This window comes from Agarivorans sp. Z349TD_8 (assembly GCF_050870825.2).
Classification (GTDB): Bacteria; Pseudomonadota; Gammaproteobacteria; order Enterobacterales; family Celerinatantimonadaceae; genus Agarivorans.
On record NZ_CP194037.2, the window covers coordinates 2,803,941 to 2,818,783 of the forward strand.

18 protein-coding genes and 1 riboswitch are annotated in these 14,843 nt (G+C 43.7%); of the genes, 8 read left to right on the plus strand and 10 right to left on the minus strand.

Annotated features, from left to right (window positions below):
- Positions 1-14 precede the first annotated feature (14 nt).
- The 3 genes from ACRRS1_RS12605 to ACRRS1_RS12615 are packed head-to-tail and all read right to left on the minus strand — an operon-like array spanning position 15 to position 2,720.
- Complete coding sequence (locus ACRRS1_RS12605; protein WP_432452827.1) at positions 15-257, minus strand: FeoC-like transcriptional regulator; 243 nt, start codon at positions 255-257, stop codon at positions 15-17.
- The gene (gene feoB / locus ACRRS1_RS12610) at positions 238-2,496 is read right to left on the minus strand and encodes a Fe(2+) transporter permease subunit FeoB (protein WP_432452826.1); all 2,259 of its coding nucleotides are present in this window, start codon (positions 2,494-2,496) and stop codon (positions 238-240) included. The genes ACRRS1_RS12605 and feoB overlap by 20 nt, the downstream gene beginning before the upstream one ends.
- Complete coding sequence (locus ACRRS1_RS12615; protein ID WP_432452825.1) at positions 2,493-2,720, minus strand: FeoA family protein; 228 nt, start codon at positions 2,718-2,720, stop codon at positions 2,493-2,495. The genes feoB and ACRRS1_RS12615 overlap by 4 nt, the downstream gene beginning before the upstream one ends.
- Positions 2,721-2,908: 188 nt before the next feature.
- Here ACRRS1_RS12615 and ACRRS1_RS12620 point away from each other — a divergent pair, with 188 nt between their 5' ends.
- From ACRRS1_RS12620 to ACRRS1_RS12630, 3 genes are all read left to right on the plus strand, one after another.
- Entirely contained in the window at positions 2,909-3,241 is a 333-nt protein-coding gene (locus ACRRS1_RS12620; RefSeq protein WP_432459526.1) for a translation initiation factor, read from the plus strand.
- 43 nt (positions 3,242-3,284) lie between these two features.
- A riboswitch (yybP-ykoY riboswitch) is annotated at positions 3,285-3,453 on the plus strand.
- A gap of 14 nt (positions 3,454-3,467) precedes the next feature.
- Positions 3,468-4,025, plus strand: coding sequence for a TMEM165/GDT1 family protein (locus tag ACRRS1_RS12625; protein ID WP_432452823.1), 558 nt, complete (start codon positions 3,468-3,470; stop codon positions 4,023-4,025).
- A 64-nt stretch (positions 4,026-4,089) separates the two neighbouring features.
- The gene (locus tag ACRRS1_RS12630; protein WP_432452822.1) at positions 4,090-4,449 is read left to right on the plus strand and encodes a glutaredoxin family protein; all 360 of its coding nucleotides are present in this window, start codon (positions 4,090-4,092) and stop codon (positions 4,447-4,449) included.
- A 55-nt stretch (positions 4,450-4,504) separates the two neighbouring features.
- Here the strand turns inward: ACRRS1_RS12630 and fadR are convergent, their stop codons facing one another.
- A complete protein-coding gene (fadR, locus tag ACRRS1_RS12635; protein WP_432459527.1) occupies positions 4,505-5,221 on the minus strand; it encodes a fatty acid metabolism transcriptional regulator FadR in 717 nt (238 codons plus the stop codon).
- A gap of 243 nt (positions 5,222-5,464) precedes the next feature.
- Here fadR and nhaB point away from each other — a divergent pair, with 243 nt between their 5' ends.
- Together nhaB and dsbB are read left to right on the plus strand one after the other, a co-directional pair.
- A complete protein-coding gene (gene nhaB / locus ACRRS1_RS12640) occupies positions 5,465-7,036 on the plus strand; it encodes a sodium/proton antiporter NhaB (RefSeq protein ID WP_432452819.1) in 1,572 nt (523 codons plus the stop codon).
- A 53-nt stretch (positions 7,037-7,089) separates the two neighbouring features.
- Entirely contained in the window at positions 7,090-7,599 is a 510-nt protein-coding gene (dsbB, locus tag ACRRS1_RS12645; RefSeq protein ID WP_432463345.1) for a disulfide bond formation protein DsbB, read from the plus strand.
- A gap of 116 nt (positions 7,600-7,715) precedes the next feature.
- On the opposite strand, the gene ACRRS1_RS12650 is transcribed toward dsbB, so the two are convergent.
- From ACRRS1_RS12650 to ACRRS1_RS12665, 4 genes are read right to left on the minus strand one after another with little or no spacing between them, the layout of a single operon-like run.
- Positions 7,716-8,129, minus strand: a complete 414-nt coding sequence (locus ACRRS1_RS12650) for a YcgN family cysteine cluster protein (RefSeq protein WP_439036015.1) — start codon at positions 8,127-8,129, stop codon at positions 7,716-7,718.
- A 34-nt stretch (positions 8,130-8,163) separates the two neighbouring features.
- Positions 8,164-8,829 (minus strand): fumarylacetoacetate hydrolase family protein, encoded by a 666-nt coding sequence (locus tag ACRRS1_RS12655; RefSeq protein WP_432452816.1) that lies wholly within the window; start codon positions 8,827-8,829, stop codon positions 8,164-8,166.
- A gap of 1 nt (position 8,830) precedes the next feature.
- On the minus strand, positions 8,831-9,796 hold the full coding sequence (locus ACRRS1_RS12660; RefSeq protein WP_432467685.1) for a lytic murein transglycosylase: 966 nt from the start codon (positions 9,794-9,796) through the stop codon (positions 8,831-8,833).
- Positions 9,793-10,092, minus strand: coding sequence for a YcgL domain-containing protein (locus ACRRS1_RS12665; protein WP_432452814.1), 300 nt, complete (start codon positions 10,090-10,092; stop codon positions 9,793-9,795). The genes ACRRS1_RS12660 and ACRRS1_RS12665 overlap by 4 nt, the downstream gene beginning before the upstream one ends.
- A 113-nt stretch (positions 10,093-10,205) precedes the next feature.
- Between ACRRS1_RS12665 and minC the strand changes: the two genes are divergently transcribed.
- The 3 genes from minC to minE are packed head-to-tail and all read left to right on the plus strand — an operon-like array spanning position 10,206 to position 12,016.
- On the plus strand, positions 10,206-10,907 hold the full coding sequence (gene minC / locus ACRRS1_RS12670) for a septum site-determining protein MinC (protein ID WP_432452812.1): 702 nt from the start codon (positions 10,206-10,208) through the stop codon (positions 10,905-10,907).
- A gap of 30 nt (positions 10,908-10,937) precedes the next feature.
- Complete coding sequence (minD, locus tag ACRRS1_RS12675) at positions 10,938-11,750, plus strand: septum site-determining protein MinD (protein WP_432452810.1); 813 nt, start codon at positions 10,938-10,940, stop codon at positions 11,748-11,750.
- A gap of 2 nt (positions 11,751-11,752) precedes the next feature.
- Positions 11,753-12,016 carry a cell division topological specificity factor MinE gene (gene minE / locus ACRRS1_RS12680; RefSeq protein ID WP_432452809.1) on the plus strand — a complete coding sequence of 88 codons (264 nt, stop codon included), beginning with the start codon at positions 11,753-11,755 and terminating at the stop codon, positions 12,014-12,016.
- Here minE and rnd read toward each other — a convergent pair.
- Complete coding sequence (gene rnd, locus ACRRS1_RS12685; protein ID WP_432467684.1) at positions 11,991-13,112, minus strand: ribonuclease D; 1,122 nt, start codon at positions 13,110-13,112, stop codon at positions 11,991-11,993. The two genes, minE and rnd, sit on opposite strands and share 26 nt — an antisense overlap.
- 49 nt (positions 13,113-13,161) lie before the next feature.
- Positions 13,162-14,823: a long-chain-fatty-acid--CoA ligase FadD gene (gene fadD, locus ACRRS1_RS12690; protein ID WP_432467683.1), complete on the minus strand. Its 1,662-nt coding sequence runs from the start codon at positions 14,821-14,823 to the stop codon at positions 13,162-13,164.
- Positions 14,824-14,843: the final 20 nt, after the last annotated feature.

A 14,843-nucleotide genomic window follows, 5' to 3' on the forward strand; every position in this document is an offset into this window, starting at 1 on the left:
CAGCCCCCCTCAAATTAGCAAGTAATGCCTATCTGTTGCTCACTCTGCCAATACAATTGCCACTGCGCTTCATTGGCACCACAACCACAGCCCCTTGAACACGCCGCCAGTTTTACCAATTTTATGCGATGTCGTTTAACCCAGGGTTGCAACATCGCCAACGTTGCATCTTCACTCAGTGAGAAATGTTTCGCCAACTGACTTAACATTAAGCCAGGATTTTGCTGAATGTACTCTTTAAGCTTGTGTAATATCAAAATGCTCAACCTTCTGACGTTTTAAAAATACCACCCAGAGTGCTAACATCATCACCATTGCTAACAATAATATGCTGGCAGATATCGGTGCTTGTTGCCATGTAGCCAACTGGTAGTAAATAGTCGAAATGCTATAAGCCAACAAGGTGGACCATACCGCTATCAAGCGAGCCCATTTTGACCCAAGCTCCTTCACTAAAGCGCCCATCGCCGCAGCACAGGGCATGTACAATAAAATAAACAACATGAAGGCGACGGCAGACTCCGCGGTAAAGTTCTTTTCTAACTGCGACATGGTGGTCAAGTTCACCCCATTCATTTCAGCGGCACCAGCTAAATCGTCCGCCTGATCGATAGCAATCCCCAGAGGGTCGCTATAGTTCAAACCATTAAAATTATCGATAATAGTTTGTCCCGCATCCTGAAAACGACCTAAGTAAGTCCACTCTTCTTCCGCTTCACCTTCTTGAGAATATAGGCTATTGAGACTACCAATAACGGCTTCCTTAGCGAATAAACCCGTCACAATACCAACGGTTGCTGGCCAGTTGTCTTTTTCAATCCCCATGGGGGTAAAAACAGGTGTCACAAACTGACTAGCACGACTTAATAACGAGTTTTCTTTGCCTTCAGCATCTAACTCACCGCCAGTACCAATATGGTTAAGCACACTTAATATCGCGACCACCAACACAATCGTTTTACCTGCACCAACAATAAAACCTCTGACTTTTTGCCAAGTCAATAACATCACACCAAAAGCGGTTGGCAACTGATAATCGGGTAGCTCAAGAACAGATTCTTGGGCGCTGCCTGGCAATAAGGTATGCTTGAGCAATAGACCCGTCGCAATTGCGGCAAGGATCCCAACCATATACAGTGCAAACACCATATTCTGACCTTGCTCTGGAAAGAAAGCTGCCACAAATAAGGCATAAACCGGTAAGCGAGCACCGCAAGACATGAAAGGACTCATTGCTGAAGTTAATACCCGTTCACGATGCTTCTCTAAAACACGAGTAGCCATGATTGCCGGAACAGTACAACCAAAACCCATCAACATCGGCACAAACGCCTTGCCTGGTAAGCCTATGGTTTGCATAGCCCGATCCACCACAAATGCAGCGCGAGCCAGATAACCGGAACTTTCCAATAAGGCTAAGAATAAGTACAAACAGGCAATCACCGGAATAAATGTAGCGACCGTTTGGATCCCCACACCAACACCATTTGCTAGCACCACGGTAAGCCACTGCGGAGCTCCCAGACTCGCAAGTAATTCACTCACCCCGTCAACAAAAATAGTCCCAGCGGTAATATCAAAGAAATCGATGAAGACTGCACCGCCGTTGATGGCAAACATAAACATGCAATACATCACCACTAAAAACGCAGGAATACCGATCCAGCGATTAAGCAACACCCGATCAATATACATCGAATAATCTCGTCTCAACTCCCCTTTCTTGGTAATTGATGACTGAGTTAACTCATAAATAAGGTTATAGCGGCTACCAGCCAAGGCCAAATCGATATCAACATCGGCTAAGCTTGCGATAGCCAGTTGTACTTGCTGTTGCTGCTCAGCGTCAAGCGGCTCAAGCTGCAAGGGATCTTGTTCTAACAGCCGAATTGCTTGACCACGGGAAAGGCCCAATTTACCTTGCCAATCACTCACAAATTGTTCAAGCTCTTCAGAATAAACCAACTGTAAAGCCTCAGTTTGCTGAGCTTCACGCATTAGAGCTGGTAGCTCTTGCTTAAATTTTGCGACTTGTTTGTTATTGGTTGCGGCTAAACAAACTAACGGAACCTGAAAACGCTCGCTAAACTGCTGCACTTTAATCTTTAAAAGTTTCGCTTTTGCGGTGTCCATTTTATTCAGCACTAATACCACTGGTAAACCCAGTTCTTTTAATTGAATACTCAAGTACAAACTACGTTCTACGGCACTTGCATCGACGACATTAATAACTAAATCAAGCGCTTCAGTTTGTAAATATTCACAAGCAATTTTTTCATCTAGCGAGCTATTATCGAGTTGCGGGTCGATGTTGTAGACCCCTGGTAAATCAACGACTTCAGCTTGCCAGCCGTCTTGTGATATAAAACCAGACTTTTTGTCGACGGTAATACCACTGAAATTCCCGACCCTTTGTTTGCTGCCGGTTAAAGCATTAAACAAAGTACTCTTACCACTATTTGGATTACCGACCGTTGCGATTAGATGCCCACTCATAATGATTGTACCTCTATCGATTTTGCTTGCTGAGCACTTAAAGCCAGATTAATCCCTGGTGCAGTCACCTGAATGGGGTCACCTAAGGGTGCTCGACGAACAACCGTTAATATGGTGTTAGGCATGATTCCCAAAGACATAAATTTTTTTCGGTTAATCCTGTTTAAGCTTTGCAAACTCAATATCAGAGCTTGCTGGCCAGTTACAATTTCATCCAATGACATAGTTGCTCCGAAAATAATTCTAAATAACAATGATTAGCATTTAATTGATTGTGCGCCACTATGTAACTCGCAACATTGATCCATGTCAAATGTTGTTTTATGTCACGATGAAATTTTTAGATTATTTTTTTGAAAGCTCTTAGCGAAATAGGCTACCATTTTGCTATTCATTCTAATGGTAGCTAAAAATGTCGTTTAAAGATCAATTATCACAACTGGTTTATTCTACAGATCAAGGCCGCATTGAGCCTGAGACTGAAGTCGAACAGATCCCTCCAAGCGATGGTTTTATAAAACTACGACGCGAAACGAAAGGCCGTAAAGGCAAAGGCGTGACTTGTCTAAGCGACTTTGGTCTCGAGCAATCGGCATTAAAAGCACTTTGTAAAGACATGAAGAAACATTGTGGAGTTGGTGGTAGCGTAAAGGACTACATCATTGAAATCCAAGGTGATCAACGGGACAAGTTAGAAGCTTGGTTAAAGCAACGAGACTATAAAACCAAGCGAATTGGCGGTTAAGGCCTTGTATACCAACGTCTATTTCGCTATATTCTCGGAACTTTTGGGGAGTAGCCGCTTATAGCTGTTTAGCAATAAGGCATTTATCAACATACTTAGTGCAAAATCACTATGGTAAATGCAGCCATTAATGGCCTGGCAAGACCAACTGCACAACAGCACATTCTAAGAGGTGGGCGCTACTGTTGTGCATTGGTTTATTTACCCACCTCTTAACGAGAATTAAATGGAAGCCCTGTTCACCTCCATCACCGCGGTCGCAATCGCTGAAATTGGTGATAAAACCCAACTTTTAGCCCTACTGTTAGCCTGCAAATTTCGTAAACCTTTGCCGATTATCGCCGGAATTATCATTGCAACGGTGTTTAATCATGCGCTCGCAGCTTGGTTGGGCTCAGCCCTCCAACAATGGTTACAGCCTGAAGTGTTACGCTGGCTTGTCGGGCTATCATTTATTGCGATGGCTTTATGGGTGCTGATCCCTGACAAAATCGAAGATCAAGAGAGTGTTTTGCTCAAGTATGGCCCTTTCCTCGCCTCACTCGTGTTATTTTTCATCGCAGAAATTGGTGATAAGACTCAAGTAGCGACCGTGATTTTGGCCGCCAAATACGATTCATTAAGCTTAGTGATCCTAGGGACCACTATTGGTATGTGCATTGCCAATATTCCGGTGGTATTAATCGGTAAGCTTGGTGTAGAAAAATTACCATTGAAACTAATTCACCGCCTCACTTCGCTACTATTTTTGAGTTTGGGATTACTCACCATTTTCTATCAGTAGCAAGCATTCAAGCCAATCCATTTTATGTTACACTCTGCCGCAAATTGTTATAGAGAGTAATTAAATGAAAGCGATTCGTTGGCTATTAGGGCGGGTGATCTTGTTATTAAATGCGATTTTTTCACCAAAATCGGTAGAACGCGATGCTGCAACGCAGGCCCTTATCGACCAAAAACTAAAGGGTTTACAGCTATATCAACTGCCGGCTTGCCCTTTTTGTGTCAAAGTGAGAAGAGCCATGAAACGAAATGGTATTTATATCGATTTACGAGACATTAAAGCACAACCTGAATACTTGGAAGAGCTGGTCAGCCAAGGTGGCTCAAGAAAAGTGCCTTGTTTACGCATTGCACAAGGAGAACAAGTTAAATGGCTATATGAATCGAATGACATTATCGACTATTTAGAAAGAAAAATAGCTTAAGAAGCTAGGCTCCGACCGCATTGCGGAGCCTAATTTTATCCCAAGCATACTAACGCTAATCAACTTCCATGATATTGCTCGGCATACCATCACGTAGCCGTTTCCAAACTTCGCTACTCGCAAGCCCGTAATTACGAACTACCTGCAAGGCCTTATCATGCTCCCCTGATTCAGCCAAGCCAATTAAGTCTTGATAAAATGTGTCCACTAAAACTCGTGATTCTGGATCATCAAAGTAGTATTTTCCAACACTCTGATACATCCCTCTAAAACCGTTAAGGATCAGCGCATACAGAGGATTTCCGGAAGCAAAGGCCAAACCATGTAACACTTGATAATCAAATTCAGCATAAGCTTCGCCGCTTTGGGCTAAAGTCTGGTACTGCTCGATCAACTGTTTACTTTTTTGAGGATTATTCTTCAGCGCACCGCGGATAAAAATAACGCTAATATTGGTTCGAGCGGACAACAGTTGTTCAAAGAGCTCAGGAACCCCTTCATGATCTAAACGCGCTAATGTTTCGAGTATACTTAATCCGGCTGTCTCCCAAAAATTATTAACCTTAGTTGGTTTACCATGCTGAATCGTTAACCAACCATCTCGGGCCAAACGTTGTAATACTTCCCGCAAGGTGGTACGGGTAACGCCAATTAGCTCCGATAATTCTCTTTCAGCAGGCAAGATTGTGCCGGGCGCAAAACGGTTATTCCAGATAGATTCAATAATATATTGTTCAGCGAATCCCGCTGGACTTTTTGCTTTAATTACCATCAATTACTCAGTCTATTTTCATTTTATTATGCTGATAATAACAAACCATTAACCAAAGCAAAAGCAAGTGGTTTGAGCTCCAACCTCTTTGCCTAGAGTCAAGCTATTTTATTACTAAATTATTCAATAAATTCAAGGTTTAGTTGACTAATGCCTACCAAAAATTGAGTAATTCACATACAATCCCTACGGGTTTCTTCACTAGAATCCCACCTGCCGTTTGATCAACAAAGAGAATTCAGGATGAACATTAGTCTTTCAGAAGCATTTGCTAAGAACTTTCTTGGTAATGCTCCTATATGGTATAAAAAAGCCATCGTTTTATTTCTTATTATCAATCCCATCGTCTTCTATATAAATCCCTTTATCGCTGGTTGGCTGTTAGTCACAGAATTCATTTTCACCTTAGCCATGGCCTTAAAATGCTACCCACTGCAACCGGGTGGTTTACTCGCAATCGAAGCGGTTGCCATTGGAATGACTTCAGCAGAAACAGTGAAGCATGAGCTAGTGGGGAATTTTGAAGTGGTTCTGCTACTTATATTTATGGTCGCAGGCATTTTCTTCATGAAGCAATTATTGCTATTCGTGTTTACCAAGCTACTCATAAAGATTAAAGATAAAGCCATTTTGTCTTTAGCCTTCTGTATTGCAGGTGCGTTTCTTTCCGCCTTTTTAGATGCGCTCACGGTGATAGCCGTAGTAATTAGCGTAGCGATTGGCTTTTACAGCATTTATCACAAAGTTGCCTCTGGAAAAGATTTTAACCAAAATCACGACCACACCAGCGATGATCTAAGTGGTGATGACTTAGAAGGGTTTCGCGCATTCTTACGTAGCTTAATGATGCATGCTGGTGTTGGGACCGCTCTTGGTGGCGTATGCACCATGGTTGGTGAACCACAAAACTTGATTATTGCCGATCAATCCAGCTGGCAATTCCTCGAGTTTTTCTTACGTATGGCCCCGGTTTCGATGCCTGTATTGGCCTTTGGCTTACTAACCTGCTTTTTATTAGAAAAAACCCACAAATTTGGTTACGGCCATACTTTGCCAGACAACGTACGACACATCCTTGAAGACTATGATCAATATGAAGACGAGCGACGCAATAACCGTGATCGAGCTAAATTAATCATTCAAGCTGTGATTGCGGTATGGTTAATCCTTGGTTTAGCGCTACATTTGGCCGCCGTTGGTTTAATCGGTTTGTCAGTAATTATTCTCGCCACTGCATTCAGCGGTATCATTGAAGAACATCAATTGGGTAAGGCCTTTGAAGAAGCCCTCCCCTTTACTGCATTACTCGCGGTATTCTTTTCGATTGTTGCTGTCATCATCGACTTAGATCTATTTAAACCCATCATTCATTGGGTGCTTTCCATTGAGAATGAGGGACAACTGGTTGCGTTCTACATTGCAAATGGCTTGTTGTCGATGGTCAGTGACAACGTATTTGTAGGCACCGTTTATATCAACGAAGTAAAATCTGCTTGGCTAGCGGGTGAAATAACTCGCGACCAATTTGATATGTTAGCGGTCGCCATTAATACCGGCACCAATCTCCCTTCTGTTGCGACCCCGAACGGTCAGGCTGCCTTTTTATTCTTACTCACCTCGTCGTTAGCGCCTTTACTGCGTTTGTCTTATGGGCGTATGGTATGGATGGCCCTGCCCTACACGATTGTTTTAGCTGGCATCGGTTTGTTATCGGTTGAGTTTGCACTTGTTCCCATGACTCAATATTTCTATGAACTAGGCTGGATTAGCCATCATGTTGCAAGCGCGGTATCGGCTGTTACTACTGGACATTAAACTGAAAAACGGCGATGCTTGCGTCGCCTTTTTGTAACTGGAGCTAATTGTTTATGTTCAGCTTTCTAAACCAAATGCCCTATCAACGCGGGCCTTGGTTATTGCTTTTTATTGGCGGCTTATCACTAGAGTTTTGCGCCCTCTATTTTCAACACGTTATGAAGTTAGATCCCTGCGTAATGTGTGTTTATGAGCGAGTAGCAATGCTTGGTTTAACTCTAGCAGGCTTATTTACCTGTATCGCTCCCAATTATTTATTGTTCCGCTTGACCGGATTTGCACTTTGGATCGCCAGTGCCGCTTGGGGCTTACAATTGGCACTCACTCACACTGATTACCAAATGAATCCGAGTCCATTTGCCACCTGTGACTTTTTTGCCAATTTCCCTGATTGGTTTAAATTAGATCAGTGGTTCCCTTGGATGTTTAATCCAACCGGATACTGTGATGAGATCGCTTGGATGTTTTTAGGCTGGTCGATGCCCCAGTGGCTAATTGCTATCTTTGCTGGTTTCCTCGCCTTGGGTATTGTGTTTTTTGTCCTACAATGGCGGAAAAAATAACCATCAGAAAACCAACTAAACCCGCATAGACGGGCTCCAAACGATGTCACTATTAGTTCAATTCAAAAAAGCCGATAACTTAAGCAATCGGCTTTTTTCACAATAAAAACCAATCATTATTCACATTCGTCAATTGGCCAACGAACAATATAGTTTTGTGAAGGGCCGTTTAATTGGGTCTCACATACCACCTTGCCACGTACCGAAGCACTGCGTTTATGCATTTCAGAATGCTTACCTGCATGAAGAAGAGGATGCCAAGCAGGCAAACTCTTACCTTCGATCAAACGTTTGTAAGCGCAGCTAGGGGGCAACCAGTGAAACACCTCGATATCATCGAGAGTGATTTTCACACAATCAGGAACCTTGGCAAAACGATGCTGATAATCGCTACATTGGCAACTTTTACTATTTAATAAGACACAAGCAATATTAGTAAAATATAACTCATCGGTGTCTTCATCAATTAATTTAGATAAACAACATTTACCACAGCCATCACACAAAGACTCCCACTCTTGGGCAGACATCTGCGCCAACGTTTTTGTTTCCCAAAACCGAACATCACTCACTTAAAACAACCTCTGTTGTGGCAGAAATTCCCGCCACCTTTATCACTAAATTATCAGCCTGATTTAATGGCCCAACACCAGCAGGCGTGCCGGTTAACAAAACGTCACCTGGTTGTAAGGTAAAACAACTAGAGGCTTCGCAAAGTAAACTAGACATGTCACGGATCATTTGTCCGGTTGAACCTTGCTGCTTAACCTGACCATTCTGCTCAAAGCTCAAAGCCACGTCTGCTAACTCATTTAAACCATTTATTGGCTTAAAGTAGCTAAGTACACAACTGCCATCAAACGCTTTTGCCCGCTCCCACGGATGCCCTTGCTTTTTCAACTCGGCCTGCTGGTCACGCAAGGTTAGATCTAACGCTGCAGCATAACCCCAAACCGCGGCATCAAGCTGCTCTGGTTTAGCATTCTTTAATGGTTTACTAATTAACAATGCCAGCTCTAGCTCATAGTGCACAGCACCACTTAGGCCAGCAATGACTAAGTGCTCGGTTAAGTTGACAAAGGCACTATTTGGCTTAATAAAAAACAGCGCTTGTTTCACCGGCTGGCCACCCATTTCTCGCATGTGAGCCAAGTAGTTTTGCCCGACACAAACGGCTTTATTCGCCGCCAGGGGCAAAACTCGTCCTTGTTCATCTATATGTTGATACATATTAAAACACCGGAGGATAAGAAATACGATCGGCTAAAGTACCGACAGCCGCCACGAAATAGTGTGAGCGATTCCACTTCATCAGTACTTCATAATTAGCGTAAGCCAAATAAGCTCGGCCGTGGGCATCATCTGGCTGAACAATTGACGCTTGGATGTCTCGTATCGGTAGATCGGCGCCATCATAACGGCGTACCCCTAAAGCCTGCCATTCACTCAAACTCTTTTTGGTCGCGAGGCCACTATATTTAGAATCAAAGCCTTTCGGTAACTGTACCTGACGTCCCCAAGTTAAATCATGATGCCAACCACTTTGAGCTAAATAATTTGCTGCGGAAGCTAAGGCATCGGCAGTATTATTCCAAATATCCTTATGACCATCGCCATCGAAGTCTTGCGCATAGTGTACAAATGAACTCGGCATAAATTGCACCTGGCCCATTGCTCCTGCCCAAGAACCTTTCATCTTCGCAGCGCTGATGTGCCCTTGCTGCAAAATGTCCAAAGCATGCATCAATTCTTTTTTAAAGAAAGCTTCACGGCGACCTTCATAGGACATAGTGGCTAAAGCCGAAACCACATTATAGTTACCAGTAAACTTACCAAAATTAGACTCTACCCCCCACAAAGCCACTATAAAGCGCGGCTGAACCGCATACTTTTTTTCCAACTGATTGAGCAAAGGGTAATGCTTTTTGTAGAGGGCTCTCGCTTGTTGTACCTTCCAACTCGGTATTGCTCTAGGCAAATAAGTGTCTAAGGTTAACTTAAACTCGGGTTGTTGCTTATCGGCCTTCACTGCACGCGGGTAAAACTTAACGCCATCAAACGCCGCCTCAATGGTTGCTTGAGAGATCCCCCTTTCAGCCGCATCTATTTTCAATTGTTCAACATAAGCGTCGAAGCCAGGGTCAGCCTGAGCAGAAAAGGCCACGGAGAATAACAAACTTGCTAAAAATTTTTTCACTCACTTTCCTTCTTGGATAACTTGGCCTTGGCTTGTGCAGCTAAGTGCTGCTTAAGATAATTCTCAGGAGGCGGGGGAAGTTGTAAATAGTAACCCGGTTCTTTAAAAGCCAGCTCTAGCGACTCAATACTCACGCAGGAAAAGTCCTTAGTGGGTCGTTTGGGAACCAACATGACTAACTCTTTAGCCCCCATTAAAGCCATCAATGAATCGGGAACTTTAGAAAAATCGTCCTTCTTCTCAATATAAAGATAAGTTTGCTGTTTTTTGAGACTTTTATAGACTGCACAGAACATGAAAATGTTAGTATCCTAGGGGTTGATCGGGTTATGCTAAAACCCTGACTATATCAGAATATTTAGTGTGGCGTCATCGCTACAATACAAATGTAAAAAGGAATCTGCTGTTCATGTCCGGACAGGAAATAGAATTTAAAGGGACAAACTTCACCCTTTCTGTTGTTTACCTCGGAAAAAATGATTTAGAGTCGTTAAATAATAAGCTGATGGAGAAGGTCGCACAGGCCCCTCAGTTTTTTAATTGTGCGCCTATCGTTGTCAATGTGAGTGAAGTCGAAACAAATTTTGACTTCTTACAGTTGAAAGAAGTTGTTGAAACTCAAGATTTTGTCTTAGTTGGCGTCACTGGCTGTAGTAATAACGAGCAAAAAATTGCAGCTCGAGCCGCAGGTTTAGCTGTGATGACTAGCGGTGGACAGCAAGTTGCGGCGAAACCAGAGCCGAAGCAGGAACCAGCTGCTGAAATCGTCACCCAAGCTCCAACGCCCCCTTGTAAAGTCGTCCGAGGTCAAATCCGCTCAGGGCAACAAATTTACGCACAAAACACAGATTTAGTTATTATTGGCTCAGTGGGTAATGGCGCAGAAGTAATTGCCGATGGCAACATTCATATTTATGGCGCTCTCCGTGGAAGAGCCATCGCTGGCGCCAGTGGTCGAAAAGATAGCAAAATATTCTGTCAAAATTTACAAGCTGAACTAATTTCTATTGCAGGCACTTATATGCTGCATGAACAAATTGGAGAGCACGCGAACTTGCCCCAGTGCATTCAAATAGAAAATCAGCAAATCGTATTTAATAATTTGGCTTAGCTGAATTAAGCAATTTATAAAGGAAAGATAATGGCTAAAATTATCGTCGTGACCTCCGGGAAGGGTGGCGTTGGGAAAACAACTTCCAGCGCCGCAATTGGAACAGGTCTCGCCATCAAAGGTTTTAAAACTGTAATCATCGATTTCGACATCGGTTTACGTAATCTTGATCTTATTATGGGATGTGAACGACGAGTCGTATACGACTTCGTGAACGTGATCAAAGGCGAAGCGAACCTCAGTCAATCATTGATTAAAGATAAACGCACCGAAAATCTATTTATTTTACCAGCATCGCAGACTCGTGATAAAGACGCGCTCACTAAAGAAGGCGTTCAGAAGGTATTAGAAGATTTAGCCACCCAAGATTTTGATTACATAGTCTGTGATTCCCCTGCAGGGATCGAAACTGGGGCGATTATGGCTCTGTACTTTGCTGATGAAGCGATTGTCACCACCAATCCAGAAGTCTCATCGGTTCGCGATTCCGATCGGATCCTTGGCATGCTTGCTAGTAAATCACAACGTGCAGAACAAGGTAAAGAGCCAGTGAAAGAACATTTGCTACTCACCCGCTACCATCCAGAACGCGTGAATCGAGGTGACATGCTTAGTGTTGAAGATGTGCAAGACATATTGGCGATCCCCTTATTGGGAGTCATACCCGAATCGCCTGCGGTTCTCAAGGCATCAAACTCTGGTGAGCCAGTGATCCTTGATACCCAAAGTGACGCAGGTCTGGCCTACTCAGATGCAGTGGCCAGACTAATTGGCGAAACTGTCGACTTTCGTTTCCTAGAAGAACAGAAGAAAGGCTTATTTAGCCGTTTATTTGGAGGATAACAATGTCTCTTTTAGACTACTTTCGAACCTCAAAACAGTCTAAAACGGCGCAAACCGCCAAAGAACGACTGCAAATCATTGTCGCCCATGAACGTGGCCAACGCAGTGGCCCCGATTACTTGCCAGCGATGAAACAAGATATCATCGAAGTGATAAAAAAATACGTGGCCATCGAGTCCGATCAGGTCCAAGTCAGTCTTGATAATAAGAGCGATGACATCAGCGTATTAGAGCTTAACATCACGCTTCCTGAGCAACGTGACTAGCAAATAGCGGTTGGCGCCATCCCGTCAGCAACAAAGGTAACTTTGTTGCTGACGGTTGCATCTTCCATAACCAAGCTAGATACTGATTTAATACTTTTTTGCTGGACAATACATCCTCAGGCAAACCTGACTCCTCTGCCACTTTGGTCACAACCAATTTCAGTGCTTGGATCTTTTGCTTGTAATCTGGATAGTCAACAATACGCTTGATCGCTTGAGGATAATCACTGGCCGTAAGCTGCTTTGCTTGATGCACTAACTTCAATAAACGATGTCCATGGATCCGCAACTCTTGTGCAGGTAAATTAAGTTGTTGTAATTGTTCCATATTGCTTGGCTGATAACGGGCTAAAGCCCATAAATTATCGCCATGCACCACGTTATTAATGGCTAAATCGCGACTCATCGCTTGTTTCATTCTCCAATCACTCAAAACTTTAAGTACTGCAAGTTGTTGAGGATTCAACTTCCAAGCATTCTTGATCTCTTTATAAGCATCTTCCGATTTATTCGCTTGTTGTTTTTGGGCAGCTAAGCGAGCACTTTCCTCTAAAGCCGCGTCATAACGATCCAGTTGTTCCAGCTGTTGCTTAATCTTAAGGTACGCTGGCAATAAATAAATAACGTCTAAAGCCGCATAATCTAATTGAGAGGCTCGCAACGGCCGCGCAAGCCAATCGGTGCGCGACTCTCCTTTATCCAATTGAATGCCTAACTCGGTATCAATAAACCGCTGATAGCCTAAGCTGATCCCATGACCGAGGAACGCCGCCCCCACCTGAGTATCAAACACCGACAGTCCAAACTGGCCACTAAGCCGCTGAATGATCTCTAAATCTTCACTAAAGGCATGCAAAACCCAATGATGCTTGGCTAGCGCCTGCCATAAGGGCTGCATATCTAAACTAAGCGGGTCGATGAGATAACAAGTCACACCATCATAAATCTGTAGTAAACCCAAATGTGCGTAATAGGTCCTAGTTCGAACAAATTCAGTATCGAGGGCCAGTGTCAGAGGGGGCTGTTGATTTAAATAAGCTAACAGAGGCGCAAGTTGCGCCTCTGTATCGATCATTTCAAAGTTTGCGTCTGCCAAAATTGCGGCGTCCTAAGGGAAAACATCTAATTAGCCTTCATTTTACGGTTTATGCCTCGGCACGCAAGGCTCGACGTAAGATCTTACCGACATTTGTTTTCGGTAATTCATCACGAAACTCAATTAACTTAGGAACTTTGTAGCCCGTTAACAACTCTCGACAATGAGACAACACTTGTTTTTCGGTTAGTGAGTCATCTTTTTTAACAATGAAAACCTTCACGACTTCGCCACACACCTCGTTTGGTACGCCCACCGCAGCCACTTCGAGAACTTTCTGATTGCCAGCAATCACTGCTTCAATTTCGTTCGGGAAAACATTAAATCCTGAAACTAGAATCATATCTTTTTTCCGATCCACAATATGTAAAAAACCCTGGTGATCGATGGTCGCAATATCGCCGGTGGCAAACCAGCCTCCGGGCATGGCCTCTGCGGTCGCTTCTGGGCGCTGCCAATAGCCTCCCATTACCTGCGGGCCTTTCACTAAAATCTCCCCAGACTCTCCTTCGGCAACTTCTTCTCCCGCATCATTCACCAACTTAATATCGGTAGATGGCGCAGGTAAACCAATACTGCCGTTATAGGCCTCTAAATCGTAAGGACAAACCGTCACCAACGGCGCACACTCTGTTAATCCATAACCTTCAATAAGACGAGAACCTGTGACATTTTGCCAACGTTCAGCCACTGCACGCTGTACCGACATCCCACCACCTAAAGATAATCTGAGCCGAGAAAAATCCAACTGAGCAAAGTTGGGATCATTCAATAAAGCATTGAATAAAGTATTCACTCCTGTAATTGCGGTGAACGGTACTTTTGTCAGTTCCTTCACAAAGGTAGGGATATCTCGTGGATTAGTAATCAATAGGTTTTGACAGCCCAGCGCGAAAAAAACCATACAGTTAGCGGTTAACGCAAAGATATGGTATAGCGGCAAAGCGGTTACCACCACTTCCTTCCCTTCTCGCAAACACGGACCAACAATAGCCAAAGCCTGCAGCAAGTTTGAGACCATATTACGATGCGAAAGCATTGCCCCTTTGGCGACTCCTGTGGTCCCCCCTGTATATTGCAAGAAGGCTAAATCATCAGTAGAAAGCTCCGGTCGAACATACTGCAGATGCTCACCTTTCGCTAATACATAACGCAAAGATTGCGCATGCGGCAAATGATACTTGGGTACCATTTTTTTAACGTACTTAATCACAAAATTAACTAACGTTCGTTTCGTTGCCGAAAGCTGGTCACCTAAACGACTCAGAATAACGTGTTCAACGCCAGTTTCATCGACAATTTCTTCGAGGATGTGGGCAAAATTAGACACAATCACAATCGCTTTTGCACCACTATCATTGAGCTGATGTTTCAGCTCACGCGGCGTATACAGGGGGTTGACATTCACCACCACCAAACCAGCACGTAACGCTCCGAATAAACAAATGGGATACTGCAACAAATTCGGCATCATCAGGGCCACCCGATCACCCTGTTTAAGTTGTAACTCATGTTGCAAATAGGCGGCGAAAGCACGAGATTGCTGCTCTAGCTTGCGATAGGTAAGCACCTGCCCCATATTAATAAACGCAACTCTATCGGCATGCTTAGTGACCCCCTCTTCAAATGCATCGAGCAGCGTTTGATAACGCGAAGAGTCTATTTCTGCAGGCACATCCTTGGGGTATCGATTTAACCAAACCTTATCCACGCAGCTCTCCTAAACATTTA

Bases quoted from the DNA above. Each gene is read 5' to 3' on its own strand.
- feoB (WP_432452826.1), bottom strand. From the start codon at position 2,496: ATGAGTGGGCATCTAATCGCAACGGTCGGTAATCCAAATAGTGGTAAG.
- ACRRS1_RS12615 (WP_432452825.1), bottom strand. From the start codon at position 2,720: ATGTCATTGGATGAAATTGTAACTGGCCAGCAAGCTCTGATATTGAGT.
- ACRRS1_RS12620 (WP_432459526.1), top strand. From the start codon at position 2,909: ATGTCGTTTAAAGATCAATTATCACAACTGGTTTATTCTACAGATCAA.
- ACRRS1_RS12625 (WP_432452823.1), top strand. From the start codon at position 3,468: ATGGAAGCCCTGTTCACCTCCATCACCGCGGTCGCAATCGCTGAAATT.
- ACRRS1_RS12630 (WP_432452822.1), top strand. From the start codon at position 4,090: ATGAAAGCGATTCGTTGGCTATTAGGGCGGGTGATCTTGTTATTAAAT.
- fadR (WP_432459527.1), bottom strand. From the start codon at position 5,221: ATGGTAATTAAAGCAAAAAGTCCAGCGGGATTCGCTGAACAATATATT.
- nhaB (WP_432452819.1), top strand. From the start codon at position 5,465: ATGAACATTAGTCTTTCAGAAGCATTTGCTAAGAACTTTCTTGGTAAT.
- dsbB (WP_432463345.1), top strand. From the start codon at position 7,090: ATGTTCAGCTTTCTAAACCAAATGCCCTATCAACGCGGGCCTTGGTTA.
- ACRRS1_RS12650 (WP_439036015.1), bottom strand. From the start codon at position 8,129: ATGTCTGCCCAAGAGTGGGAGTCTTTGTGTGATGGCTGTGGTAAATGT.
- ACRRS1_RS12655 (WP_432452816.1), bottom strand. From the start codon at position 8,829: ATGTATCAACATATAGATGAACAAGGACGAGTTTTGCCCCTGGCGGCG.
- ACRRS1_RS12665 (WP_432452814.1), bottom strand. From the start codon at position 10,092: ATGTTCTGTGCAGTCTATAAAAGTCTCAAAAAACAGCAAACTTATCTT.
- minC (WP_432452812.1), top strand. From the start codon at position 10,206: ATGTCCGGACAGGAAATAGAATTTAAAGGGACAAACTTCACCCTTTCT.
- minD (WP_432452810.1), top strand. From the start codon at position 10,938: ATGGCTAAAATTATCGTCGTGACCTCCGGGAAGGGTGGCGTTGGGAAA.
- minE (WP_432452809.1), top strand. From the start codon at position 11,753: ATGTCTCTTTTAGACTACTTTCGAACCTCAAAACAGTCTAAAACGGCG.